The following is a 26,524-nucleotide window of genomic DNA, read 5'->3' on the forward strand; positions in this document are numbered from 1 at the left end:
CCACGTGTGTCTGCAGCTCTACTTAAGAATGAAACCTGCGCCCCAGCGCATCCAACCGCACCGCAATCGGCGGCAGGCGTTCGCTGCTGCGGGCGAGGGTCTCGACGTCGTCGGCGGTGTTCTGGGCGATGGTTTGCACAGACTGCAAGCGTTCGACAATTTCCAGGTTTGCCGAGGTCTGCTCGCGGGTGGTGGTGACAATGCGGCCGTTGAGTTGATCGATGTGGGCAATGTCCTGGCCCACGGCGTGGAGCATGTCCACCGCCAACTGGCTGTCTTCCACACAGCGCTCCACGCCTTCGCGGCTGGCGTGCATGGCTTCGACGGCCTGGCGGCTGCCCTGTTGCAGGCCCTCGATGATGGTCTTGATTTCCTGGGTGGACAGGGCAGTGCGCTGGGCCAGGCTGCGCACTTCATCGGCCACCACGGCAAAGCCCCGGCCCTGTTCGCCGGCGCGGGCGGCTTCGATGGCGGCGTTGAGGGCCAACAGGTTGGTCTGGTTGGCGATGCTGCTGATCACTTCCAGCACCGAGCCGATTTGCTCGGCCTGCACGGCCAGGGATTGCACGGTGGTTTCAGTACCGTTGATGCGTGACGCCAATTGGCTGATTTCATGCTGGGCGCGACCGACGCTTTCCTGGCCGCGAACAATCTGCTGACTGGCCTGGCCTGCGTGTTCCACCGCTTGTTCGACCTGCACCGTGATGTGGCCCATGGCGTCTTCCAGGCGCTGCATCGAACCGGTCATCTCGCCGATCTGCGCCAGTTGGTGCCGCGCACCTTTTTCCAGGGTGCCGCTGGCGGTGGCCAGTTCCTGGCCGAGTTGCCCCAGGCCGTGGGAATCGCGGGCAACGCCATCGATCAGTTGGGTGAGCTGTTGCAGGAAGTGGTCGAAACGCGTGGCCAGGGAGACTCGCGTCTTGCCTTCACCCTTGGCCGATTCCACGGTGAGCTGCGAGGTGACGGCGAGCATCTTCTCGAGCATTTCCTGGCTCTCGACCGCTTCGGCCTGGCTGTGCACCGCCAGGTAGAGCAGGGCGACGGTTTCCATCACCACGTAGAACGCATGAACGAAGATCATCGTCCAGCCGCCGTGATGCTCCATCACAAACACCGGAAAACCCTGATGTTGCAACGCGTGGAACACCAGGTGATGCGCGGCGATGGTCAGCGCCGCCACCAGGATCGGCAGCCAGTCACGGTAGAAGGTCAACACCGCCAATAATGCGAAGATGCCGAAGTGGGCTTCGATCACCCCATGCGCCTGGTTGATGTGCAGCGCTGCCATTACCATCAGGCCGGCGCCCAGTGCGCAGCGCATCACACGGGTGCCGCCGATGACGCGGTAGAGCGCCGTCAGCACCACGCCGGTGCCGCCACCGACGATCAGCGCCTGTAGCCAGGTGTCATGCCAGAACGCCAAGCCCAGGGAGAATAGCGACATCAGCCAGATCAATGCCAGCATGATGCGGTCGGCCTTGCGGTAGTGCTCAAGAAAACGGGGGCGGACGGGCATTCACTCTTACTCCATGAGGGTGGGGTGCCGAGGTCAAGCAAGCACGCAGCGTGCCACGAAGGCCTGCCGCTGTGGAGTGAAGCAGATGTTCGGGATTTTTGCGGTTGCCAACGCTTTATCGGCAGGCCTTTTGCGGACTTTAGAACGGCTGCCCGAACAGGCAGCCGCGGCGGCATGGACGCTTAGAAGCTGTACTTGGCGGTCAGCATCATGTTGCGCGGAGCACCATAGGAATCACCGCCATAGCTCGCAGAGTTGGCAATGGCCTGATAGTACTTGCGGTCGAAGATGTTGTTGGCGTTGAGCTGCAGGTCCAGGTGCTGGTTGACCCGGTAGCCGGCCATCAGGTCGGTGACGGCATAGCCGCCTTGCTTGAGCCGATATTGGCTGCCATCCGCCAGTGCGATGTCGTTGTACATGCGGCTCTGCCAGGAAATGTTGCCGCCCACGCGAAGTTTTTCCAGCGGGCCCTGGAAGTTGTAGCGGGTGGTCAGCTTGAACAGATGCTCCGGGGTGTCGGTGTCGAACTGCTTGTTGACCTTCTGTGGGTTGGCGTCGTCCTTGATGGTGTGGGTGCGCGCGTAGGTATAACCACCGCCGACCTGCCAGTTCTCAGTCAAGGCGCCTTGCAGTTCGAAGTCGATGCCCTGGCTGCGGATTTCGCCCGAGGCTTGGTAGCAGGAGGCCTGCGGGCAATCCGGCACGACGATCTGTACGCCGCGGTTTTCCTGGTCGACGCGGAACACCGCCAGGCTCGCATTCAGCGCGCCGCCCAGGTATTCGCCCTTGATACCCACTTCATAGTTCTTGCCGACAATCGGCTTGAGCGGGGTGGCGCTGGTGTTCTTTTCCTTCTGCGGTGTGAAGATATCGCTGTAGCTGACATACACCGAGTGCTGGTCGTCCAGCTCGTAGATCAGGCCGGCGTAGCGGGTGAGGTTGCGGGTGACCTTGTAGTCGCCATCGCCATCGCGGTTATCGTAGTCGTACCAGTCCAGGCGCCCGCCGAGGATCAGCTTGAGCGGGTCGGCCAGGCTCAGGCGCGTGGTCAGGTAGAAACCATCCTGGGTGGTGACGTCGCGCGCGTTGTTGGTGTGGACGAAATTCGGCTTGCCGGCATTGAGCGGCCAGTTCATGTCGTACGGGCTGTAGTTGTGGGTGGTCATGTCGTAGATACGCTTGCTGGCGCCCACCACCAGTTCGTGGGTGCGCCCGAATGCCTGGAACGGGCCGCTGGCAAAGGCGTCGAGACCCGCCTGGTTTTCATCATAAGTGGCCTGGTACACCGTGCGGGCCAGAGTGTTGTTGGTCCAGCGCGACTGGTAGGAGCCGGAAAACAATGCATCCTGTTCGGAATAATTGGCGTTGACCTGCAGGTTCCAGTCATTGGCCAGGCGCTGGCGCAGCTCGGCAAATACCGTGTTGATTTCCTGGTCCTTGTTCTCCCAGTCGGTGCCCGGGTTATAGGAGCGCGACAGGTTCAGGTGGTGACCATCCTGGCCGATCATCGACGAGCCCCAGAAGTAGTTGGTCTTGTCCTTCTGGTTCGAGAAACCGAGGGTAAGGCTGGTGTCTTCGCTCAGGTCGGCTTCGGTCACCGCATAGAACAGGCCGTGATCCTGCTCGGCTTTATCGATGAAACTGTTGGCATCGCGGTAGGAGGTCACGACCCGGCCGCGCCAGGTACCACTGTCGTTGAGCGGGCTGGAGGCATCGAGCTCGCCGCGGTAGTCGTCCCAGCTACCGGCGGCACCGGTCAGGGTGACTTTCTGCTCATACAACGGCCGCTTGCGGATCAGGTTGATGGCCGCCGAAGGGTTGCCCGCGCCGGTGACCAAGCCGGTGGCGCCGCGCACCACCTCGACGCGATCGAACATCGCCAGGTTCGGCTGCGCGCCTACCGACGCGCCGTTATAGCCGCTGGGGATACCGTCATACATGAGGTTGTCGATGTCAAAACCGCGGGCGGTAAAGGCCTGGCGGCCAGGGCCGTTGGAGTAGTTCAGGAACAGCCCGGGCGTGGCGTTGACCACATCGTTGATGCTGGTCATCGCCTGGTCGTCCATGCGCTGACGGGTGATCACGGTCACGGCCTGCGGGGTTTCGCGCAGGGTCAGGGGGAGCTTGGTCGCGGTGTTCATCGAGCCAGTAGTGTACGACTCGGTGCCTTCGGTCGTTTGGCCCAGCTGTTGGCCGGAGACCTCGGTGGCGCCCAGTTCAATGGTGGCCGGTGCTTCGGCATCGGCGGCCAGGGCCGCGTGCGAGGTTGCCAGGCAGATAGCAATTGCCATCAAGCTGGGTGAAAAAACGTTGCCGCCGCGTTGTTGCACAAACATTGTTATAGGGCTCCCCAGAGGCCATCCGTGGCGAATAATAAATCTGTTGATAATTATTCTCATCAGTGTGGCAGATTGAATCCGTAGGAAAAAGCCTTGGGGAAGAATTAGTTAACGAAATTCTCCATGAGTTGCGGGCAGGCGTTTAGCCATTATTTGATGCCCGCCGGGTTTCTCCGGCGGGGCACCGTTCTGCAGTTTTCAGGCGTTCAGGGGGCCAACTTGGTAGAAATAGTTGTGCAAGGGTTATGTACCGCAGTGGCTCTCGTACACACTGCGGTACAAAGATCGCCTCAGAACGCCATTCTCAGACCGAACGTGCCCTGGCGGCCGCGGAGCATATTGCTGTCCAGATTCTTTTCGGTGCCGAGCTCACCATACAGGCTCACACCCTGTGCAACTTCCAGGGTAGCGCCAAGGCTGACATCCACAGTGGTGGATTTCTGCTTGGTGTCGATACGGGTTTCATGGTTGAAAAGCACACTGTTGTCTCCGGCGCTGGCGTGCCAGACATTTGCCCTTACATAGGGCTGCAGCGGCATGCCATTGACCCTGTAATCGCCGCGCAGGCGCACGCCCAGGCGCGTGGTGACGTTGGTATCGGCGTCATAGGAAACGTCTGAAATGCCATCATTCTGGCTATCCAGCTTGGTCTTGCCGACGATCAACTGCGCCTGGGGCTCCACGACCCAGTCGGCGCTAAGCGCCAGCGGCCAGCCGATTTCGGCGGAGGCGGTGACGTTATGCCCGCGGGTTTTCATCTTCACGCCACGGTCGGACTCGGTGTTGCCATCAAAGCGAGTACCCATAAGCACCAGATCGAGGTAAGCCTGGTTGGCGCCGATCAGCGTCCAATAGGCCCCCAGGCTATCGCCGCGCAATGTGGTCTTGCCGGCGTCCTTGTCCTCCCAGCCGCTGTTGAAGCCTTTCACATTGCCCTTGAGGCGGCTATGACCGACGAAGAACCCGAGGCGCTGCAGCAGGCCGTTGTCCAGGTGGCTGGCGAACACATCGGTGCCCACTTGGAAGGCTGTCAGCGAACCGTCCAGGGTAGGGCTGACCGTACCGGCGTAACCCTGGCGGCTGCTGTTGCCGTAGACCCGGCCCCAACCCGCCGGCATGATGCCGGTATGCTGCTGGCGGCTCTGATCGCCCATGCGCTCGTGATAAGTACCGAGCATGCCTTGCACGATTTGCTGCGCGGCGGGAAACAGCGCAGCGTACAGCGGTACTTCGGGACGATAGATCGGGACCTCCTTGTCAGTGGGACCAGGCAGAGGCGGAGTTCCTTCCACCGGTTCCGGCACTGGGATGGTCGGTACTTCAGGGTCAGGGTTGGGCAGGGGGGCGGGCGGTGTAGTGGAGCGCAGATAGAAGTTCTCTGCCGTTCCAGGGGTGACCCCGCCTTTGTACAGATAGTAGTCATACGCCCCGGCGCTTACTGTGTTGGCCAAGGTAAACGCGCTTTCAGGTCCGCTGGCGCCATTAAGCGCTTGCACTACCAGGATGCCGTCTCGCACTGTCGCCGCACCCGCGCCCCCAAGGTTGTTGATCAGCACGCCGGTATTGCCTGCGAATGTGCCGTTGCTGACCACCAGTTTGTCGCTGGCCGAGTCGTCTGCCCCCAGCACGCTTTGTAACGCCAGACGCCCGCCGTTGCCGGTGTAATTGCCGTTGATGGTCAAGGTGTCGTTGGCGGTGGAGCTGCCGGTGGTCATGTCGAGGGTGCCGCTGTTGGTCACATTGACCAGTTGGCCGGCGGTGAATGGGTCGATGCTGCCGGTGCCGACCAGCAGCGCACTGCTGCCATCGATGGTCAGGGCACCGGTACCGGTCGCGCTGTCCCCCAGCTTCAACGTGCCGCCCAGGGTCATTTGCGAGCCGTTGTCCAGGCGGATGTTTTCCCATTGGGTGAAGAGGGCGGGGTCACCGACCTTGGTGTTGTCCAGGGTCAGGGTGTCGGTGCCCAGGCCCCCATCCAACACTTGCGCCGCAGCCACCTGCGCTGCCACCAGCCCCTGAAGCAATGCGGTATCGTCGCCTTCCCCCATCAGCACGGATGAATGCAGGTTGCCGCCGGACCAGATGAAGTCATCATTACCAAAGCTGAGCAGCAGTCGTCCTTTGACGGTACCACCGGAGATGTTCACCTGATCGGCACCGCCGCTGACGCTGATATCGCCGTCGACAAGCGCGTCTTTCGAGATCAGGATGGTGTCCCTGCCGAACCCCGTTACCAGGTTGCCGATGATCCTGCCGCCCGACATATCGAACCGGTTGTCATCGAGTTTCATGTTGACCCGGCCAATGGTGCCGCCGGTCATTGTCGCTTCGTCGCCGTCCTCGAAAGCGCCGGTGATCGTACCGCCGCTCATGAAGAACACGTCCAGCCCGTCGCCTTGTTCCAGCGAGGCGATGGTGCCACCACTCATGGCAAAACGGTCGATGCCTGACCCCTGGGTGACTTTACCTGCCTGGCCTCCGGAAATCTGCGCAATATCGGCGCCCGAGCCCTGGCTGACCGACCCGGTGATGCTGCCCAGGTTGAGCCGGAAAATATTGTTGCCGTCGCCTTGGTCGAGGCTGCCATCGATCCCGGCGCTCGGGCCGTTCACATCGACCAGATCATTGCCGCCCCCGTACACCACATTTCCGCTCACTCTGCCGGTTGCGGTGATTTCAAGGGTGTTATCGCCTCCGGTATCGCTAAAGCCCGGCGCGGTGGCGCTGTCGCAGCTGGAGGCGTCGCTGCCTGCCGTATTGTTGATGGTACACGCCCCATACGAGGCCAGCGGCCAGGCCGCCAGTACGATCGCTGAGGCAATGCCTGAGTACAACAGAGAAGTGATCCGTGTGCGCATGGTCGGTCCTCGCTTGAGCACAATGATGTCCCGGCACCTGGCACACCAGGCGCGGTTCAAGACCATGGCAACGACGAACGCGATACGGATCAGGGACTACGGGTTACCTGCATCTGAAAACATCGGCCAATGCAAAGGGTTGGCATGGCTTTCTCGACTGCACCTTAACCTGTGCAAGACTTTTTGCACCTTAGCCGTAGATTTGATGGGCTGCTACTGTAAGAAATAACAGGTATGGACGAGTCAGCCCCTAGGCAAACACGATCTCGTAGGGTTCGCGTATACGCTCGAGCAACACTTGGGCCAGCTTGGGCGGTAAACCGATCTGCGGATCGCCGACCAATTGGCTGGCATAGGCATGGGTCGCGTGCAGCTTGCGCGCGACGCTCCAGGTATCCAGGCGTACCTTGCGTGCGCGCTGCCAGGGGATCATGGAAACCTCCCGTGCCGGCCAGTGCCAGGCCCAGACCGGCAGTTCATAGAGCTTTGCCCCCACCAGGTTGCAGGCCTTGGCGCTGGCGCGTCCGACGGCATCGTGATCGTCGTTGCCGTCGTGGCACCACGTGGTAAATACCCTGTCGCCCGGTTGCAGGTAGCGCGCGATGAACTGGCTCATCGCCTGTTCGTGGGCGGCTAACGCGTCATCGCGAAACCCGCCGCGGATCCATTTCAGGCTGTGCAACGGCATGCCCAGGCGGCGCAATGCTTCGGCGCTTTCCTGGGGGCGCACCACGCTCAGGCGGCTGGCCGGCCACACCTGGGAGCCGGGATGGCTGGCGCTGCCGTCGGTGATGGAGATCAATTGCAAGGGGTGTTCGCGGGTACTGAGCAGTTGCAGCAAACCGCCGCAGGCCAGTAGTTCATCGCCCGGGTGCGGGGCAATGACCACGACGCGTGCGCCGGGCGGCACCAGGCTGGTGAGTGCGATGGCGGGAACCTGTGCCAGCTGCGGCGCACTGTTCCAGATTTGCGCGGGGCCGCGACGGCCTTCGCTTATGGAGGCAGGCTTCATGGGGGGACATATCCTTGTCGGTCAATGCTGGGTCGTACCCCGTTGACGGGACGACGCTCTTGTTTTCACCCCAGGCTCCGCTGGGGTGAGTGCACGGCACGCCAATCCTGGCGTGCCGTGCAAAGCGTTATGAGCATAGACAAGGATCTGGCGCTTTTACACGTTGGCCTGTCGTTTTTTTACGAAACCTGCATCAGACTTTTCAAGTAGTCGCCGAACCCGCCCTGGGCGCGGCAGTCCAGGCGCGCACTGGTCACCACTTGCGGCGCATGGCTCCAGGCAATCGAGGCGCCGCAACGTTCCAGCTCGCGCACCAGTTGCACATCTTCATGGCAGGCCAGCGGTTCGAACCCGCCGGCCTGCACGTAGGCGCTAGCGCTCACTCCCAGATTGGCGCCATGGATGTGCCGATGCCCATCGCGGGCCTGGTAAGCCTGGTGATAACGAATCTGTGCCGCCGAGTCGAAGCCTTCGCTCCAGGCATCCACCGTCACCGTGCCACACACGGCATCACAGCCCAGGGCCAGTTGCGCCACCAGCCAGTCAGGGGCCACGCGGCTGTCGGCGTCGGTGCAGGAAATCCAGCGTGCGCCCAGGTTTAATAAATGCTGTGCGCCGTCGCCTCGGGCTTGCCCGACATTGCGCGCCTGCACCGGCAGGCTGTACACCCGATGCGCCTGGGCGATCGCAGCGCTGCCATCGGTGCAGCTGTCGAGTACCACCAGGATCTGCACCGTTTCCCCCAGCAGGCCGGGATGGTTGGCGGCGATCTGCGCGGCCCTGAGGCAGTCGCCCAGCAGCGCTTCTTCGTTATGCACCGGGATCAGAATACCGATCATCGCAAACCCTCGTGGTGTGCAACCGAGGTACCGTCGCGGCTCCACAGGTCGAGCAGGAAATCCTGGTCATGGTATTGCGCCAGGGGAGGCATACCCAGCCGCTGCTGGAGCAGGGCGTGCACCTGTTCGGCGGTTTGCGGGCAACCCTCGATGGGCGGGCGCCAATGGCAGGCCAGCAACTGGCCGTCAGTGGCCAAGGCGGCGAGGGCGCAATCGATCAGATGATGCAGGTCGTCGGCATCCAGGTAATAACACAGCTCACTCAGTACGATCAGCTCAAACTTCCCGGCGGGCCATTGCCCGGGCAGGCGACGCTGTTCCACCAGGGCGTGGGGGAAATCCGCCAGCCGCGTTTGTGCCAGCAGCACCGCCGCCTGGGTCGCGTCGCAGCACACCAGGCGATCGCAACGACTCGCCAGTTCAGCGCTCAATTCGCCGTTGGCACAGCCAGGTTCAAAGATCGAGACGTAGTGCGGCCGGGCCAGCAGGGCCAGTGTCAGGGCGCGCTTGCGTTGTTCGTACCAGCGCTGACGAAAGGCCCAGGGGTCGTCGTTGCCGGCAAACAGTTGGTCGAAGTAGGGGGTTGCCACACTCATACGAACACCACTTCAAAAGGTTGCAGCAAACGCTCCACCACATAGGGCGCCAGTACCGGTGGCAGGCCGATTTGCGGATCGCCTTCCAGCTGGCTGGCGAAGGCGTGGATTGCGTGGCGTTTGCGCGCCACGGCCTCGATGGTCAACGGGATTTTGCGTGCCCGATGCCAAGGCACCATGTCGTCTTCAGCCGTGGCCCAGTGCCACGTCCACACCGGCAGTTCATACAAGGTCGCGCCGACGGCCTGGGCCGCTTTGGCGCTGGCGCGGCCTACGGCTTCATGGTCGCAATGGCCGTCTTCGCGCCAGGTGGCGAACACCACGTCGGTGGGTTTGAGGTGGCGCTGGATAAACTCGCAGAGCTGGGTTTCGCGCTCGGCCACTTTGCTGTCGGCAAACCCGGCGCGCAGCCATTTCAAACTGTGCAGCGGCAGGCCGAGGCGATGCAGGGCCTGTGCCGACTCCTGGGGGCGCACTACGCTCAGGCGCTCCACCGGCCAACGCCGGGAGCCGGGGTGGCTGGCACTGCCGTCGGTCACGGAGATCAACTGGATGGGCCGGCCCAGCAGCGCCAGACCTTGCAGCAAACCACCGCTGCCGAGCACTTCATCGTCCGGATGCGGGGCGATAATTACCGCGCGATGCCCCTCGGGTACCAACTGCGCGACGCTGATGTGCGGCAGCTCGGCCAGCCGCGTCGAGGTTTGCCAGTGATTGAGCGATGTACCTTGGCCGACAATCGGATTGGGCTTCATAACTGCCACCTCCCTAAGGGCTCGCCGGCAACCTGTTCGCCCAGGGCGGCAAGGTCGCGTTCGGCATGGCTTTGCCGCACATACACCGGCAAATCCGCCATCAACTGGGCAAAGTGCGGGTCTTTGCAATAAGGCCCCGCACCGACGCCACGGCCAACGTGATGCATGACTTGTTCGACGGTGTCCTCGATACAGGCCCGTGCCTGTTGCGCCAGTTGCCGGGCATCTGCGCCGGGCTCGCGGTCGATCTGCCCGGCGCTGGCGCGCAGCACGCACGCGGCACTGTTGAGGGCGCTGTCGACGGCGCCGAGATGGGCCAGGGCATGGGGTTCGGGGCGCTGGGCACAGTGGGCGCGCAACACTTCACCCAGGCGCTGCGCGGCGCCGTACCAGCATGCGGCAATGCCGATCCCGCCGTGCCAGAAACCTGGGCGCGACAGGTAATCGCCCGGGCCACCGACCGCAACACCCCAGGCCTCGCGGAACAGGACTTCGACGCTGCCCGTGGCCGCCATGCCCACGGCACTCCACCCCTCATCGGTGACCGTCACGCCAGGTTGATCCATTGCCACCGCCACCAGTTGCTGGCGATCCTCCTCGTCCCAGGCGGTCAGCAAACCATGGCTGACCACCGCCGCGCCGGAGCACCACGCCTTGCGCCCATCTACCACGAGCCGCTGGCCAGCGTGTCGCACCCGCACTTTGGCCGTCGGCGGCTCAGATGCCCACATGCCCCATGTACTGCCCAGCGGCGGCAGCGGGCTGTCGAGTTCGGCAATGATCGCCAGCGCATCGGTATGGCCTTCGAACAACTTGCACAGGCGCAAATCATGCCCCGCCACCTGCGCCAGCCCGCTGAAGCGGGCCAGGGTCTGGCCACTGCCGGGCAGCGGCAGTTGATCCAGACCTTCCTCTTGGAGTGCCTTCAGTGCGTCACCCAGGGCCTGCGTATCCGCATAACCCCGGTAGCCCTGAAGGAAACCGTGCAACGCCATCTCACACCTCGCCTTCGCGTTGCAGTTCAAACAACAGCAGCGAGCGGCCGGTTACCGCGTACTCATGCTCGAAATCAAAGCGCTCCTGACCGCGTACCGCCGGGTCGTTGGTGTCGAGCATGCAGGTCCAGAACTCACCCTCTGGCACCGGCGGCAGGCAGAAATTGACCATGTCGTGATGAGCGTTGACCACCAGCAGCAAGGTAGCGTCCGCACCGGCGCGACGAATCCCGGTTTCCTGGGCGCGGCCATCCATCAGCATGCCCAGGCAGCGGCCCTGACTGTCTTCCCATTGCTCGGTGGTCATCTCGTTGCCATCCGGCGCCAACCAGGTGACGTCCTTCACGCCGATGTCTTCGTTGTAGTCGCCGACCAGGAAGCGCCCGCGGCGCAGGATCGGATACGTCAGGCGCAGCTTGATCAAGCGCTTGACGAACTTGAGCAGGGCCTTGCCGTCATCGTCCAGGTCCCAATTGACCCAGCCGATCTCACTGTCCTGGCAATAGGCGTTGTTATTGCCATGCTGGGTACGGGCGAACTCGTCCCCGGCGACGATCATCGGTGTGCCTTGGGCCAGCAGCAGGGTGGCGAAGAAATTGCGCATCTGGCGCAGGCGCAGTTCGTTGATTTCCGGATCGTCGGTGGGGCCTTCGACGCCGTGGTTCCAGGACAGGTTGTTGTTGCTGCCGTCCTGGTTGTTTTCGTCGTTGGCCTCGTTGTGCTTGTCGTTGTACGAGACCAGGTCGTGCAAGGTGAAACCGTCGTGGGCGGTGATGAAGTTCACCGAGCTGTAGGGCCGGCGTCCGCGGTGGTTGAACATCTCGCCCGAAGCGGTCATGCGCCCGGCGAAATCCGCCAGTTGGCCGTCGTCGCCTTTCCAGAACGCGCGCACCGTATCGCGGAAGCGGTCGTTCCATTCCACCCAGCCTGGCGGGAAGTTGCCCACTTGATAACCACCGGGGCCGCAGTCCCAGGGCTCGGCGATCAGTTTCAACTGGCGCAGTATCGGGTCCTGGCGGCAAGCGACGAGGAAGCTGTGGCGCTCATCGAAGCCATCGCGGTAGCGCCCCAGAATAGTTGCCAGGTCGAAGCGGAAACCGTCCACATGCATCTCGGTGGCCCAGTAGCGCAGCGAGTCGGTGACCATTTGCAGCACACAGGGGTGGCTCAGATCCAGGGTGTTGCCGGTGCCCGAATCATTGATGTAGAAGCGCTTGTCATCGGGCATCAGCCGGTAGTAGGAGGCGTTGTCGATGCCGCGCATGGACAGGGTCGGGCCGCGCTCGTTGCCTTCGGCGGTGTGGTTGTAGACCACGTCGAGAATCACTTCCAGCTTCTGCTCATGCAGGTGCGCGACCATCTCCTTGAACTCGGCAATCTTGCCGCTGGCCAAGTAGCGCGGGTCGGGTGCGAAGAACGCAATGCTGTTATAGCCCCAGTAGTTGGTCATGCCTTTTTCCAGCAGATGCTGGTCGTTGACGAAGGCGTGCACCGGCAGCAGTTCGACCGAGGAAATACCCAGTTGGCGGATGTGCTTGAGCACGTCGTCTTCCATCAGGCCTGCGCAGGTGCCGCGCACCGACTCGCCCACCGACGGGTGGCGCATGCTGATACCGCGCAGGTGGGTTTCATAGATGATCGTACGGTCCCATGGCACCCGGACCGGTTGATCATTGCCCCAGGTGTGGGCCGGGTCGATGACCTTGCACTTGGGCACGAAGGGCGCGCTGTCACGCTCATCGAAGCTGAGGTCGTCGTCGGGGTGGCCAATGGTGTAGCCAAACAGTGCCTCGGACCACTTAAGCTCACCCACCAGCTGCTTGGCGTAGGGGTCGATCAGCAGTTTGTTGTGGTTGAAACGGTGACCATTGGCCGGGTCATAAGCGCCATACACGCGGTAGCCGTAAATCAGCCCGGGATGGGCGTCGGGCAGGTAGCCGTGGAAGATCTCGTCGGTGTATTCGGGCAGTTCGATGCGCTCCAGCTCTACCTCGCCGGCATCGTCGAACAGGCACAGCTCGACTTTGGTGGCGTTGGCCGAGAACAGTGCAAAGTTGACGCCCAGGCCATCCCAGGTGGCACCGAGTGGGAAGGGCAAACCTTCACGAATCCGCGACGGTTCATGTTCCTGCGTCGCTGTGGTTTTATCGGGTTTGCTCATTGAGTTGCTCCTGCAAAAAGTCTTTTTTCGGGCCGAGCGCAACCGTACTGACGGTGCTTCAGCGAATGACGTGGACGCAAACGGGCCTCCAGTACGGAGGCCCAAGGGATCATGGGGCGGGCGGTTTGGGCTTTTTCGGCGCGGCCGGTTTTTTCGCCGCAGGCTTTGCTGGGGCAGGTGCGGCCTTAGGCTTGGCGGCGGCCTTGGTCGCGGTTTTCGGCTTGGCGGCTGGCTTGGGCTTACTAGGGGTCAGCGCTTCGGCTTCGGCCAACTTGCGCGCCATCTCCCAGTGGCGAGCATCCTCGCCGTGTGGCTTGCCTTCGGACTCCCAGATCTGATGCGCCAATTCGCGAATGCGTTCCTCTTCTTTACTCATCACAAACTCCTCACAGAAAATGTTCAGCTTTCTTGATTATCAGGATTGATAAAGACATTGACCGGGAGATCCCCCAGGGCAGCGTTGATCAACAGCTCCTTGTTGGGTGTGACTGCGCGCGTTTGAAAAAGTCCCTTCCAGTTTTGTGTTGTGGCGGCGAACGGTAATTTAACCCGCGTGTCGCCCCAAACCGGCGCATTGATCTGGGGAAACATGCCGTTTTCAAGCAGCTGATAAGGCCAACGTGGCACCACTACCACCAGCTGTTGGCCTTGATGTTGGCGATAGAACGCGACCACCCGCTCGGCATGCTGGCCGACCACTTCCAGCGCGGTATAGCTGCCGTGGCGGAACAGCTCGGGATAGGTTTTGCGCAAGCCCAGCACCTGGGCGATCAACGCCTGTTTGATACGCCCGTCACGCCAGTTGAACAACAGTTCGCCGATATCCGGTGGGGTATCGAGCGCGTGTTGGCGCGTAGCGAAATCCACCGGGCGACGGTTGTCCGGATCCACCAGGCTGAAGTCCCAGAACTCATCACCCTGGTACACATCCGGTACGCCCGGCACAGTGAGATGAAGCAAGGTTTGCGCCAGCCCGTTCAGGGCGCCGGCAGGAGCGATGGCTTGGGCGGCGCTGTCCAGTGCACTACGCAACGGCGCACCGGCGTCACTGAGTAACAGGCGCTTGAGGAACCCTTCGACACCTTGCTCATAGGCGTCGTTGGGGGCGCTCCAACTGCTCTGCAACTTGGCCTCGCGCAGGGCTTTTTGCTGCCACTGCCAGAGGCGTTGCTGGTAGACCTCCAAGTCTGGGTTGTGCTCCAGCGGCCAGCTGCCGAGCAGCACCTGATACAGGATCAGCTCATCACCCGCCGAGGGGCTGTCGGCATGCTCGCGCAGGGGCGTGGCCAGGTTGCGCCAGTGATCGACCTGTTCGGCATACCAGGGCGCGCACTCGCTGAGCACCGCCAGGCGCGCACGCGTATCTTCGCCGCGTTTATGGTCATGGGTGGCCGTGGCCAGCAGATTGTCGGGGAAGGCCTCCAGGCGCTGTTGATTGGCGGCGTGGAAGTCCGCCAAAGGCGCACTGAACTGTTCGGTGCTGAAGCCCACATCATTACGCGACAGCAGCACTGCCGAGCGATAGAACGCGGTGTCTTCCACGGCCTTGGCGGCGGCGGGCGAAGTCAGCTGCTGGAAGCGTACGCAGGCATGCTTGAGGATCTTGCGTTCACGGCCCACCGGGCGATTGCGCCAAGGCTGGCCGCCCAGCCATTTTTCCAGATGCTCAAGCACCGGCCAGTCGCCTTCGTTGAGGGTGCTGCGCGCACCGTCCATGGCCTGCTGGAATATCCTGTCGTCGGCCGCGCTGCGGCCCCTGGCGCTGATGTAGGTGCGATACACCGGGAAATGCACGATCAATTCCTGCAAGGCCCGCCGGATGGCGCCCAGGGTCAGGTCGCGGGTCATCACATCGTCGCGGGCCACTTGCAGCAAGGCCTGGGCCACGCTTTCGAAGTCGCCGCCCAACGAGCCGTTGAGGATCTGCTGGCGTGCCAGCCGGGCCTCTTCGATAAACGCCGAAGGGCGTTCGCTGTGCCGCGTCCACAATTCGGCCAGCGGGGCAAAGCCCTCTGGGTGGTGTTGCAGCAATGACAGTTGGTTCATGAATTCGTAGCCGGTGGTGCCGTCGACCTGCCAGTCTTCACGCAGGGTTTCCCCGTCACCGAGGATCTTTTCCACGAAGATCGGCAAATGGCGCTGGGGCGACAAAGCATCCACGCGGCGACGCAACTTACGGCAATAGCCACGCGGGTCGGCCAGGCCGTCGATATGGTCGATGCGCAGACCGTCCACCAGGCCTTCGCTGATCAGCTCGAAGATCTTGCCGTGGGTGGCTTCGAACACCGCCGTGCGTTCCACACGCAGGCCGCCCAGCTCATTGACGTCGAAGAAGCGCCGCCAGTTGATATCGTCAGCGGCGGTGCGCCAGCTGGCCAGGCGGTAGGCCTGTTGTTCGAGCAGATGATGCAGGCGCTCGAAGCCCTCGGGCTGGCGACCATCGAAGGCGGCCAGCCGTTGTTCGATAGCCGGCAGTACTTCGGTAGCGCGTTCGGCCAGCGCTTGCTTGAGCCAGGCGGCTTCGGCGTAGGCGTCGTCCTGATAAGCGAGGGCGGCAAAGCGCTCGGCCAGCGGCTTGAGCCCCTCGTCGTGGCCAAGGATCAAGGCGTAGTCCCTTGGGCAGATCGGAAAGCGATGTTCATAGTGTTCGGCGTAGAAGGCTCCGTGAGCGGCATCGAACTTGAGGGTCAGCGTACCGCTCTGCAGGGCTTCACCGTAATCGCTGCCCAGAAACGGCATGAGCAATTGGCCTTTGAGCAAGGGGTCGGGCGAATGCCACTGGATATCGAAGAATTCGCTGTAGGGGCTCAAGCGGCCCCACTCCAGCAGGTCCAGCCACCAGGGGTTATCCGCACCGCCCACAGCCATATGGTTGGAGACGATATCGAGGATCAGCCCCATATCGTGCTCGCGCAGTGCGGCGACCAGGCGCCGCAGCGCCGCTTCGCCGCCCAGCTCCGGGTTGACACGGGTGGGGTCGACCACATCATAGCCATGCATGGAGCCGGCGCGGGCGCTCAGCAGCGGCGAGGCATACAGATGACTGATGCCAAGCTGGGCGAAATACGGCACCAGCGGCACCGCGTCATCAAGGGTAAAGTCTTTATGAAATTGCAGGCGCTGGGTTGCGCGCAGGGGCAGTGCTTTCATCGGTCACGCTCATAAGCTTGGTTGCGCGCTACCGCCAGCAGTTCGAGGCGGCGTGCAGCACTATTATTGTCGAGCAGGCTGGCGGCCTCGCCTGGCAGGCGACGACGCCAGTTGGGGTGGGTGTCGAGGGTGCCGGGCAGGTTGGCTTGCTCTTGGACGCCCAGTGCGTCCTCCAGCGGCAGCAATACCAGTGGCGCGCGGGTGTGCCCCAGGTAGCGCACACTGGCATCGATCATATGGTCGGTGTCGTTGCGTATTTCATCGACAAAGTTCTGCGGGTCCTGGCCCAAGGCTTGGCGCAGCGCCTGGCGTTCGTGCAGGCGGTGCTCGCTCCATTGCTCCACGGTCGGGGCGTCGATCAGGCCGAGTTGGATATTCCATTCGATATCGCGGCTGTGCCACCAACCGTTGAGGGTGGGCAAGTCGTGGGTGCTGGTGGTGGCCAAGGCGTTGTCGGGCCAGTCCAGAATTGGCTTGAATTGGCCTTCATGGTTCTGTTCGAACAGCAGCACGCGCATGCCCAGGATCGAGCGGGCGCTGAGCTTCTCGCGCAGGCCGTCGGGCACGGTGCCGAGGTCTTCACCGAGGACGATGGCCTGGTGGCGATGGGATTCCAGGGCCAGCAGGCGCAGCAGGTCGTCCACCGGGTAATACAGGTAGGCACCTTCATGGGGCGAAGCACCCAGGGGAATGACCCACAGGCGCTGCAAGCCCATCACATGGTCGATCCGCAGGCCGCCGGCATGGGCAAAGTTGGCCCGCAGCATTTCGATAAAGGCGCGAAAGCCGTTGCGCTTGAGGCCTTCGGGGGAGAACGCCGAGATGCCCCAACCCTGGCCCGCACGGTTGAGAATGTCTGGCGGCGCACCCACGGTCAGATCGGCCAGCAGCTCATCCTGGCGGCTCCAGGCCTGGCTGCCACCGCCGTCCGCGCCCACCGCCAGGTCGGCGATCAGGCCGATGCCCATGCCACTGCCACGGGCGGCTTGTTGTGCGCGCTCCAGGCTGCGGGCGATCAGCCATTGGGTGAAGGCGAAGTAACCGATCTCGTCACGGTTTTGCTCGGCAAACTGCGCGAGGGCCGGGCTTTGCGGGGTGCGCCAGGCTTCGGGCCAATGGCGCCAGTCGAGGTCTTCGCCTGCGGCGGCGCGCTGGGCTTGTATGGCCTCGAAACGGCAGTGGTTTTCCAGCGCTTCGCCGCCGCACTGGCGGAAGCTCTGGAAGTCGGCATGCTGCGGGTGCGCGCCGTGGCGGAAGTCTTCATACAACGTACGCAACAGGCGTTGCTTGGCCCTGGCGGCGGCGGGCCAGTCGATCAGGGGCAGTTGCTCCAGTGCATGCAGTTCGTCCGCCAGCCCGGCGGCTTCGATGGCGTTGCGCACTTCACGTTCACCCAGGATGCACGCGGGCGAAGCATACAGGCTGTTGAGAAACAGGCGGCTGGACGGCGAATAAGGGCTGAAACGTTCGGTGTCGGCGCTGAACATCGCGTGCATCGGGCTGATCGCCACCGCCTCGGCACCGCGCTCGGCCGCCGCACGCATCAGATGCTCCAGGGCCAGGGTGTCGCCGAAGCCGCCATCGCCGAGGCGGCGCAGGGCATACAGCTGCGCGCTCAAACCCCAGGCGCGGGCGGGGCGGCTGTCCACCGCGTCAGCCACGCTGAAGCAGTGGGCGGGGGCAACGGCCAGGGTGAAGGTTTGCCCGTCGATATGTACCTGGTGGTAGCCGAGGGCGATCACACCGGGCAACACGGCATCGCCGTCGAGGCGCAGCTCCAGGGTTTCACCGCCTTCGAGGCTGACGCGACACGGGGTGTCCGGTGCGAAGTAGCGCGCCAGGTCCAGGCCTTCACCGCTGTCGGTGGTCATCAACGGCGGCAGGTGGGTGTCTTGTTGTACTCGCTCAAGGTCGCGCAGGCTGGCGTCGATCTCGGCATCGGTATCGGCCGGGTGCCCCAGCCCTTTGAGGACCGCACGCAGGGCATCGGCTTGCACATGTTGCGGGCGACCGTTGGCATCGATCCAATCGACGGCCAGGCCCGCGCGGCTGGCGAGTAGTTCCAGGTTCGCTTCGCTCAAAAGTGTTCTCCAGCAGGGGATAAGGACACGCGGGCGCTGTGGGGTGGCAACTGCGCACCTTGCTCGGCCGGCGTTTGGAAGATGAGGTGTCGGGGCGGCGAGTGATCGATGGGTTGCTCGCCAAGGTTCAGGTCGATTTGCAACAGGCTGCCGTTGCCCAGGCGCCAACGCGCCGTTACGGCGCCCTCGGCCAGCACCTGTGCGCCCAAGGCCGTGGCGCCGGGCAAATGCGGCGCCACATGCAGGTGGCGCAGGTTCAGCAGGTGACGATAGAGCTGGGCGTGGTCGTTCTCGACAAATGAAGGCATCGATTGCAGGAAGGTGGGCAACGCGTTGGGGTCGGGGATGCGCTCGCGTTGCTCGGGGTCGTGAAATGCGGCGAAATCGGCGAACTCATTGCGCCGACCTTCGCGCACCGCCTCGGCCAGTTCACCGTGATGGTCGGTGAAAAACAGGAAGGGTTCGGTGGCGTTGACCTCATCGCCCATGAAAATCATCGGGATCATGGGGCACAGCAGCAACAGGGCGGTCGCCGCTTTCAGCGCCTGGGGCGAACATAGCTGGTGCAGACGTTCGCCCAGGGCGCGGTTACCGACCTGGTCGTGGTTCTGCAGGAACGCCACGAAGGCGCTGGGCGGAAGGTCGGCACTGGGTTCGCCGCGTGCATGACCATGGCGGGTGGTATCGCCCTGGTAGATAAACCCTTCGCCCAGACAACGCGCCAACTTGGCGGTAGGCTGTTCGGCAAAGTCGCTGTAATAGGCATCGGTTTCGCCGGTGAGCAGTACATGCAGCACGTTATGAAAGTCATCATTCCATTGGGCGTCGAAGTCCTCCTTTAACAGGTTGGCCTGGTTCAGCTCGTTTTCCAGCATCAGCCAGACGTGACGCCCGCTGTCGACCCGCTGACGCACTCGCTGCGCAAGTTCCTTCAGGAAACCGGGATTATCGATGGCGTGCACCGCATCCAGGCGCAGGCCGTCGAAGCGGTATTCCAGCAACCACATCAAGGCGTTATCGAGGAAGAAATCCCGTACCTCACGGCGTTCGAAATCGATGCCGGCGCCCCAGGGCGTGTGCACGTCTTCCTGGAAGAACCCCTGGGCGTACTGGCCCAGGTAATTGCCGTCGGGCCCGAAGTGGTTGTAGACCACATCCAGGATCACGGCGAGGCCGAGGGCATGGGCGCTGTCGATCAGGTGCTTGAGTTGCTCGGGTGAGCCATATGAGGCGTGGGGCGCGTAGGGCAGCACGCCGTCGTAGCCCCAATTGCGTTCGCCGGGAAATTGCGCCAGAGGCATCAGCTCAATGGCGGTGATGCCCAGCTCGGCCAGGCGCGGCAGGTGCTTCTCCACCTCGGCGTAACCGCCCATCGCGCCGACGTGCAGTTCGTAGATCACCGCCGTATGCCAGGGGCGGCCTTGCCACTGGCTATGGCGCCACTCATAAGCGTGCGGGTCAACCACTCGGCTCCAACCGTGCACATCCACGGCCTGGGCCCTGGACGCGGGGTCGGGCACCGCCTTTTCCCCATCGATGTTGAAGCGGTAGAGCGTGCCGGCGGGGCACGCCGCCTTTACTTCGAACCAGCCATCTGCCTGGGGCAGCATGGCAATGGATTTCCCGTGTTCCAATTCAACGCTGACATAAAGCGCGTCTGGCGCCCACAGGGCAAAACGCGTGTGTTGCGCGTCCAGCATGATTGCGCCGTGGGGCGAGGTTTCCAGAGTCCGTAGTGGCATCTATGAAGCCCTCCCAATGATTATTTAGTCGATTTCCCCAGGGCCTTGGCCACCAGTTGTTCGTAGAGTTCGGCGTAAGGTTCTACCGCCTGGCACCAGTTGAAGGGTTGGGTCATGGCGCAGCTGCGCATGGCGTTAAGCAGGCCAGGCAGGGCAAAGACCTTGAAGGCGCGGCTCAAGGCTTCCTTGTAACTGTCCACAGTGGACTCGTTGAACAGAAAACCTGTGACGCCATTTTCAATGGTGTCCGCCAGGCCGCCGGTGTTACGTGCCACCGGCAACGAGCCGAAGCGCTGTGCATACATCTGGCTAAGGCCGCACGGCTCATAGCGCGACGGCATCAGCAGGAAGTCGCTGCCGGCGAACATGCGCCGAGCATCGGTCTCGTTGAAGCCGATGCGCACGCCCACCTGGCCCGGGAATCGCAACGCCAGCTCGCGCATGGCATGTTCTTCTTCCGGCTCGCCGCGGCCGATGATCGCGATCTGGCCGCCGTTTTCGACGATGAAACCGGCGACCGCCTCGGTCAGGTCCAGGCCCTTCTGGTAGACCAGGCGCGACACCACCGCGAACAGCGGGCCGCTGGACGGCTGCAGCCCAAACAGCTCGCGCACATGGGCGGCATTGATGGCCTTGCCTTCCCAGTCGCCGATATTGAAGTTGTGGGTCAGGTGCGTGTCGGTGGAGGTTTCCCAGCTTTCGTCGATGCCGTTGGGAATCCCGCTGAGCAGTCCTTGCTGGGTCTTGCTGGCGAGAAACCCATCCAGCCCGCAGCCGAATTCCGGGGTGGTGATCTCCTGGGCGTAGGTGGCGCTCACGGTGGTGATGTGGCTTGAATAGGCCATGCCGGCCTTGAGAAACGACATCTTGCCGTAGAACTCCATGCCTTCCTGTTGCAAGGCGTGGGGCGGAATGCCCAGCTCGGGCGTCGACGCCAGGCTCACAACGCCCTGGTAGGCCAGGTTATGAATGGTGAACAGCGTCGGCGTGCGTGACCCACGCCAGTGCATATACGCCGGGGCCAGGCCAGCGGGCCAGTCGTGGGCGTGCACCAGGTCCGGGCACCAGTGGATTTGCGCCAGGTTGGCGGCCATATCGGCGGCGGCCAGGCCCAGGCGAGCGAAGCGAATATGGTTGTCGGGCCAGTCGCGACCGTTGTTGGCGCCGTAGGGCGTGCCTTCACGCTCGTACAGCTCGGGGCAGATCAGCACATAGATGACCAGGCCGTCCTTGAGGTCCATGCGCCCGATCTTGCAGGGTGGCAACGCGGCGTGGCCGCCCAGCTCACCGACAATGTGAATCGGGTTGTCGCTTTCCATCACCTGCGGGTATCCGGGGATCAGCACCCGCACATCGTGCAGGTGGGCCATGGCGCGGGGCAGGGCGGCGGACACATCGCCCAGGCCACCGGTTTTTACCAGGTCGGCGAATTCGGAGGTGACGAACAACACTTTCTTTCGATTCGGGTTCTGACTCACGATCGGCCGCACAGTGTTGGGCAGGTCGGCCAAAGACTTAGGCCCCCCTGCCGGCTGACTAAAACGCTCTCCCTGAGTATCTACTGCGGCACTGATCATAATGCACTCCCATCTGTTGGTTGGCTGATGGCCCGCTGCCATCAGTTCCGATTGACCGCATCCTGCGGCCAGACACACAAGCGCTGTACAAACTGGCAAGGCGTATGCCAGTTGCGGCTCAGGCTAAAAAAGATTGGATGGACGGGCATTTGGCGTGAGACGCGTATGCTCGTCCTTACCTAAAACTGGACCTGCGGCAGAGTTCGAAAGTTTCGATTTTTTGCGGGGTTTTTGTTTTGGAACGGACCCATCGGTCATCAGTCTAGGACAGATCCCAGCGCCTGTAGGGTTTTCAGCGGGATTTTGTAGGACAAAAATCTTTTAAGCTTAGGCTGCTGGCGATTAGCCTCCTATCTCTGAAGGAGCGAGCTTACTCGCGAAGCATTCAAGAGCGCCGCGCACACCTTGAATGTCGCGCGTTATCATTGACGGCTTTCGCGAGCAAGGTTGCTCCTACAGGAGCAGGCCAAGCACGGCGCTCGCACTGATTTGGTGCGTCAACCGAGTATACGAACGGGCACACCATTGGCCCAGGCCTGGATATCCTCAATCATCTGCTGATAGAACTGCCGGTAATTCTGCTCGCTCACATACCCGATATGGGGCGTCGCCAGCACGTTGGGCAAGCTGCGCAACGGATGGTCAGCGGGCAGCGGTTCCTCGGCGTATACGTCCAGCGCCGCTCCGGCCAGGCGACCGCTGCTCAGCGCCTGCACTAGGGCCTGCTCGTCCACAATCGGCCCGCGTGCGGTGTTGACCAGGCGCGCCGTCGGTTTCATCCAGCCCAACGCCTGGGTATCCACCAAGCCACGGCTGCGTTCACTGAGCACTAAATGAATGCTCAGGATATCGGCCTGCTCGAACAGTTCGCGCTTGCTGACCCAGGTGACCCCAGATTCTGCCGCCCGCTGCGGCGTGAGATTCTCACTCCAGGCTATCACCCGCATGCCGAACACCTGGCCGAAGCGGGCGACCTTCTGGCCGATACTGCCCAGGCCGAGGATTGCCAAGGTCTTGCCATGCAGATCGCCGCCCAGGCCAACCTGCCAGCCGCCTGCGCGTAGCGAGTTGGCTTCGGCAAGCAGATTGCGCGTGCAAGCCATGATCAACGCCCAAGTCAGTTCCGGTGCCGCGTGTTTGTAGCTGTCGGTGCCGCACACCTGGATACCCAGGGCCATGGCGGCGGGAATGTCGATAGCCGCATTGCGCATGCCGCCGGTCACCAGCAATTTGAGCGTCGGCAGGCCTTGCAGCAGCGCCTTGTCGAAGGTTGAGCGTTCGCGCATCACACAAATCACGTCGAAGCCCTGCAGACGCTCGACCATCGTGGCGGTGTCGGCGGGGTAATCGTGGAGAAAATGCACTTGGCCCACGGCGTCCAGAACCGACCAATCCACCACACCCCTGGCTACATTCTGCCAATCATCCATCACTGCAATCTGTACCGACATTTACGCGTGCCTCGCAAAGGTTGGATCAAAGGGTTTTCATACCCTGCAACAGCGCTTTATGAAACTGCTCCGGCTCTTCCATCTGTGGCGCATGGCCCAAGCCTGGGAATTCCACCAGGGTGGCGTGGGGAATCAGCTTGGCCACCTGCTTGCCCAGCACTTGGTAATTGCCAATCCTGGCCTTGACCGCCGGCGGCGCGACATCTTTGCCGATGGCGGTGGTGTCGCTGGTGCCGATCAGCAGCAAGGTGGGCACCTGCAAGTCCTTGAATTCGTAGTACACCGGCTGGGTGAAGATCATGTCGTAGATCAACGCCGAGTTCCAGGCGACCTGGGTGTGCCCCGGGCCCTTGTTCAGGCCGACGAGCATATCCACCCAGCGCTCGTATTCGGGTTTCCAGCGTCCGACGTAATAGGTGTCGCGCTCATATTTGCGCACGCCGTCGGCGCTCATCTTCAACTCACGCTGATACCACTGGTCGACGCTCTGGTAGGGCACGCCCAGGGCTTTCCAGTCTTCCAGGCCGATAGGATTCACCAGCCCAAGCTGCTCGGTTTGGGTGGGGTACATCAGCGCATAACGGGTGGCGAGCATGCCGCCGGTGGAGTGGCCGATCACCGTGGCCTTCTGGATGCCGAGTTTTTCCAGCAATTGGTGGGTGTTGGTCGCCAGTTGCTGGAAGCTGTACTGGTAGTGGTCGGGTTTGCTGGAAGTGCAGAAGCCGATCTGGTCCGGCGCGATCACGCGGTAACCGGCGTCGCTCAAGGCCTTGATCGAACCTTCCCAGGTGGCACCGCAGAAGTTCTTGCCGTGCATCAGCACCACACTGCGCCCGTTGGCTATGCCTTTGGGGGGGACGTCCATGTAGCCCATTTGCAGGGATTTGCCTTGGGACTGGAAGGTGAAATGCTCCAGCGGATAAGGGTATTGAAACCCTTGCAGCTCGGGGCCATAAGTGGCGGCGAACACGGGAGCGGCAGCGCCTGACAACAGGCCAGCGACGCACAACGCACGGATAAAAGGCATGGGTTCCAGCTCCAAGAGAGATGACCGGATGCTCTTTGGAAGAGATTAACTGGGGATTAACACCCACTGCAGGGTCAGCGCTGCGAGCACCCCATAACGTACGCCTTTGGCCAGGGTGACCAGCAATAAGAAACGCCACAGCGGTTCACGCATCACCCCAGCCACCAAGGTCAGCGGATCGCCGACAATGGGCATCCAACTGAGCAATAACGTCCAATGCCCCCAGCGCGAGTAATGCCTGCGAGCTTTGTCCAATTGCCTGGCACTTACCGGAAACCAGCGCCGCTCCTTGAAGCGCTCCACCGAACGCCCCAGCAGCCAGTTGACCGCCGAACCCAGCACGTTGCCCAGGGTGGCGATACCCAGCAACAGCCACAGGTGATAATGCCCACTGAGCAGCAGGCCGACCAGCACCGCTTCCGATTGCAAGGGCAGTAATGTCGCGGCGCCGAATGCCGCGGCGAACAGCCCCAGGTAACCCATCAGCACCGGTCAGTGTGCCGGGTACTCGGCCACTACTACGTCTTTACCGTCACGGGTCAGGCCGATGACTTGATACGCCTCGCTGCGACCCTCCACTTCCATGCCTGGCGAGCCCAGGGGCATGCCCGGCGCGGCGAGGCCCAGCAGGTCATTGCGGTTGCGCAGGGCCAGCACTTGCTCGGCGGGCACATGGCCTTCGACGAATTTGCCGTCGATCACTGCGGTATGGCATGAACCCAGGCGTGGGGCGACGCCCAGGCGTTGCTTGACTGCGCTCATGTCTGCTTCGACATGGTCATTGACCTTGAAACCGTTGCTCTGCAAGTAGCTGATCCACTTTTTGCAGCAGCCGCAGTTGGCGTCGCGGTGCACATCGATGGGGATCAGGTCCGCGGCCTGGGCCAGGGTGGAGAGCAGGACGCAGGAGAGCAGGGCCAGTCGCAATGGGTTTTTCATCGTGGGTCTCACTGAAAGCGCGGCAATAAACCGGGCATTCTCCCTGTTTTTCGCATCGGGGCGACGCAGTAATGTTTCTAAATTATACGAAGCCGGGGCTTTCCAGGCGGCACTTGAGCTGATCCAGCGCGATGGCGGACAGCTTGGCAATGTTTTCGTGCAAGGTCGCGAGTTGCAACTCGGTCTCATATGTCAGTACGCGCTTGAACAGTGTGCCGTTACGATGAGGTTGCAGGAAATAATGGATATCACCGTCCACAGCCAATGAGGTAAACACGGCCTTGAACTCATTGGGACAACGGGCGATTTGCACGCGGTAACTCATGGGGACGCGTATGCCCAGCAAGTCAATGGTTTCAGTAAAACGCGCACCGACCTGCACTGAGCCGGTGGTGCCAGTGTCGGCATTGAGAGAGGTGGGGTGCCATTCGTGCCAGCGGTCGGGCTGGGTCACATAGGCGTAGACGCTATCGATAGGTGCCTGGATGAAGCGCTCCTGACTGATCCGCTCCAAGCGGATCGAATGCTCAGTCGCATGCATGGCACACCTCCTGTGTGGCGGGTTATAACACTGGGAGCTCTCAGGATAGTCGACTCCCGTGCTTAGCACGGGAGTATTCGGAGCATTGATCAGCGCACTTTAAAGCGCCCCATCAAACTGATCACCCGGCCATTGGCCTCCAGCAGGCTCTGGGTATTGATTTGCGTGGTATGCCCGCTTTGTACCAGTTCATCGACCATATGGCGGATCTGCACCATGCTGCGGTTGATCTCCTCGGTCACCGCACTTTGCTGCTCGGCGGCCGTAGCGATCTGGGTGCTGAGGTTGTTGATATGGCTGACCGAACCGGCCATCTCATCCAGGCCGGTATTGACCCGCGCCGTGGCGTCCGCTGCTGATTGGCAACTGGCTTGGGTGTTTTCCATGGCGGCGACCGAGGAACTCACGCCGGTGGTCAGGCGTGCCAGCATCTCGTTGATCTGCGAGGTGCTGGCCTGGGTGCGGGCTGCCAGTGCGCGCACTTCGTCGGCTACCACGGCAAAACCCCGGCCTTGCTCGCCGGCCCGCGCCGCTTCAATCGCAGCGTTGAGCGCCAGCAGGTTGGTCTGGCCGGCAATGGCGCCGATCACGCCGAGGGTTTCGGTAATGCGTGCGGCATCCTGGCGCATGTTTTCCACGGTGTGGGTGGCGCTGGCTACTTCACCGATCAACGCGCTGACGCTGGTGGACGCTTCACCCACCACCACCCGGGAGCGGTCGGCATGTTCGTTTGCACGCTGGGTGAACGAGGCGGTCTCGGCGGCGTTTTGCGCCACGGTGTCGGCGGTGGAGCTCATTTCGGTGATGGCGGTGACGGTCTGGTCGGTTTCCGAGGCATGCCTGACCAGGATCTGGTTGGTATGGGCTGATGTTCGTTGCAACTGCTCAAGCCCGGACGACATGGCGCCAGTGGCTTGGGTCACTTCGCCGATCATGTTTTGCAGG

General features: G+C 62.3%; 19 protein-coding genes and 1 pseudogene. All 20 read right to left on the minus strand.

Going from position 1 to position 26,524, the window contains the following annotated elements; genetic code table 11:
• Positions 1-22: 22 nt before the first annotated feature.
• Positions 23-538 (minus strand): annotated as a pseudogene (locus tag BLU48_RS32635) (methyl-accepting chemotaxis protein); the annotation flags it as partial.
• Positions 539-1,698: 1,160 nt separating this feature from the next.
• Positions 1,699-3,852: a TonB-dependent siderophore receptor gene (locus BLU48_RS09435; RefSeq protein ID WP_057024039.1), complete on the minus strand. Its 2,154-nt coding sequence runs from the start codon at positions 3,850-3,852 to the stop codon at positions 1,699-1,701.
• 293 nt (positions 3,853-4,145) lie between these two features.
• Complete coding sequence (locus BLU48_RS09440) at positions 4,146-6,713, minus strand: autotransporter family protein (RefSeq protein ID WP_057024038.1); 2,568 nt, start codon at positions 6,711-6,713, stop codon at positions 4,146-4,148.
• Positions 6,714-6,963: 250 nt separating this feature from the next.
• A complete protein-coding gene (locus BLU48_RS09450) occupies positions 6,964-7,725 on the minus strand; it encodes a PIG-L deacetylase family protein (protein ID WP_057024036.1) in 762 nt (253 codons plus the stop codon).
• Positions 7,726-7,904: 179 nt separating this feature from the next.
• Complete coding sequence (locus BLU48_RS09455) at positions 7,905-8,564, minus strand: glycosyltransferase family 2 protein (RefSeq protein WP_057024035.1); 660 nt, start codon at positions 8,562-8,564, stop codon at positions 7,905-7,907.
• Complete coding sequence (locus BLU48_RS09460) at positions 8,561-9,160, minus strand: SAM-dependent methyltransferase (RefSeq protein ID WP_057024034.1); 600 nt, start codon at positions 9,158-9,160, stop codon at positions 8,561-8,563. The genes BLU48_RS09455 and BLU48_RS09460 overlap by 4 nt, the downstream gene beginning before the upstream one ends.
• Positions 9,157-9,915 (minus strand): PIG-L deacetylase family protein, encoded by a 759-nt coding sequence (locus tag BLU48_RS09465; RefSeq protein WP_057024033.1) that lies wholly within the window; start codon positions 9,913-9,915, stop codon positions 9,157-9,159. Before BLU48_RS09465 ends, BLU48_RS09460 begins: the two co-directional genes overlap by 4 nt.
• Complete coding sequence (locus tag BLU48_RS09470; RefSeq protein ID WP_057024032.1) at positions 9,912-10,910, minus strand: acyl-CoA dehydrogenase family protein; 999 nt, start codon at positions 10,908-10,910, stop codon at positions 9,912-9,914. The genes BLU48_RS09465 and BLU48_RS09470 overlap by 4 nt, the downstream gene beginning before the upstream one ends.
• Position 10,911: 1 nt before the next feature.
• Positions 10,912-13,071: a glycogen debranching protein GlgX gene (gene glgX, locus BLU48_RS09475; RefSeq protein WP_057024031.1), complete on the minus strand. Its 2,160-nt coding sequence runs from the start codon at positions 13,069-13,071 to the stop codon at positions 10,912-10,914.
• 109 nt (positions 13,072-13,180) lie between these two features.
• Complete coding sequence (locus tag BLU48_RS09480; RefSeq protein WP_057024030.1) at positions 13,181-13,447, minus strand: DUF2934 domain-containing protein; 267 nt, start codon at positions 13,445-13,447, stop codon at positions 13,181-13,183.
• A gap of 23 nt (positions 13,448-13,470) precedes the next feature.
• Complete coding sequence (locus tag BLU48_RS09485; protein WP_057024029.1) at positions 13,471-16,221, minus strand: malto-oligosyltrehalose synthase; 2,751 nt, start codon at positions 16,219-16,221, stop codon at positions 13,471-13,473.
• Positions 16,218-18,302, minus strand: a complete 2,085-nt coding sequence (gene malQ, locus BLU48_RS09490; protein WP_057024028.1) for a 4-alpha-glucanotransferase — start codon at positions 18,300-18,302, stop codon at positions 16,218-16,220. The genes BLU48_RS09485 and malQ overlap by 4 nt, the downstream gene beginning before the upstream one ends.
• Complete coding sequence (gene treZ / locus BLU48_RS09495; protein ID WP_057024027.1) at positions 18,299-20,044, minus strand: malto-oligosyltrehalose trehalohydrolase; 1,746 nt, start codon at positions 20,042-20,044, stop codon at positions 18,299-18,301. Before treZ ends, malQ begins: the two co-directional genes overlap by 4 nt.
• A gap of 20 nt (positions 20,045-20,064) precedes the next feature.
• Positions 20,065-21,621 carry a glycogen synthase GlgA gene (gene glgA / locus BLU48_RS09500; protein WP_082636684.1) on the minus strand — a complete coding sequence of 519 codons (1,557 nt, stop codon included), beginning with the start codon at positions 21,619-21,621 and terminating at the stop codon, positions 20,065-20,067.
• 497 nt (positions 21,622-22,118) lie between these two features.
• The gene (locus BLU48_RS09505) at positions 22,119-23,072 is read right to left on the minus strand and encodes a D-2-hydroxyacid dehydrogenase family protein (RefSeq protein ID WP_057024025.1); all 954 of its coding nucleotides are present in this window, start codon (positions 23,070-23,072) and stop codon (positions 22,119-22,121) included.
• A gap of 25 nt (positions 23,073-23,097) precedes the next feature.
• Positions 23,098-24,099: an alpha/beta fold hydrolase gene (locus tag BLU48_RS09510; RefSeq protein WP_057024024.1), complete on the minus strand. Its 1,002-nt coding sequence runs from the start codon at positions 24,097-24,099 to the stop codon at positions 23,098-23,100.
• Between the two features lie 45 nt (positions 24,100-24,144).
• On the minus strand, positions 24,145-24,588 hold the full coding sequence (locus BLU48_RS09515; RefSeq protein ID WP_057024023.1) for a YqaA family protein: 444 nt from the start codon (positions 24,586-24,588) through the stop codon (positions 24,145-24,147).
• A gap of 3 nt (positions 24,589-24,591) precedes the next feature.
• Positions 24,592-25,038 carry a DUF411 domain-containing protein gene (locus BLU48_RS09520; protein WP_057024022.1) on the minus strand — a complete coding sequence of 149 codons (447 nt, stop codon included), beginning with the start codon at positions 25,036-25,038 and terminating at the stop codon, positions 24,592-24,594.
• A gap of 82 nt (positions 25,039-25,120) precedes the next feature.
• A complete protein-coding gene (locus tag BLU48_RS09525; RefSeq protein ID WP_057024021.1) occupies positions 25,121-25,579 on the minus strand; it encodes an SRPBCC family protein in 459 nt (152 codons plus the stop codon).
• Between the two features lie 89 nt (positions 25,580-25,668).
• On the minus strand, positions 25,669-26,514 hold the full coding sequence (locus BLU48_RS32640; protein ID WP_371851108.1) for a methyl-accepting chemotaxis protein: 846 nt from the start codon (positions 26,512-26,514) through the stop codon (positions 25,669-25,671).
• Between the last annotated feature and the right edge of the window lie 10 nt (positions 26,515-26,524).

The organism is Pseudomonas synxantha, assembly GCF_900105675.1.
Lineage (GTDB): Bacteria > Pseudomonadota > Gammaproteobacteria > Pseudomonadales > Pseudomonadaceae > Aquipseudomonas > Aquipseudomonas synxantha.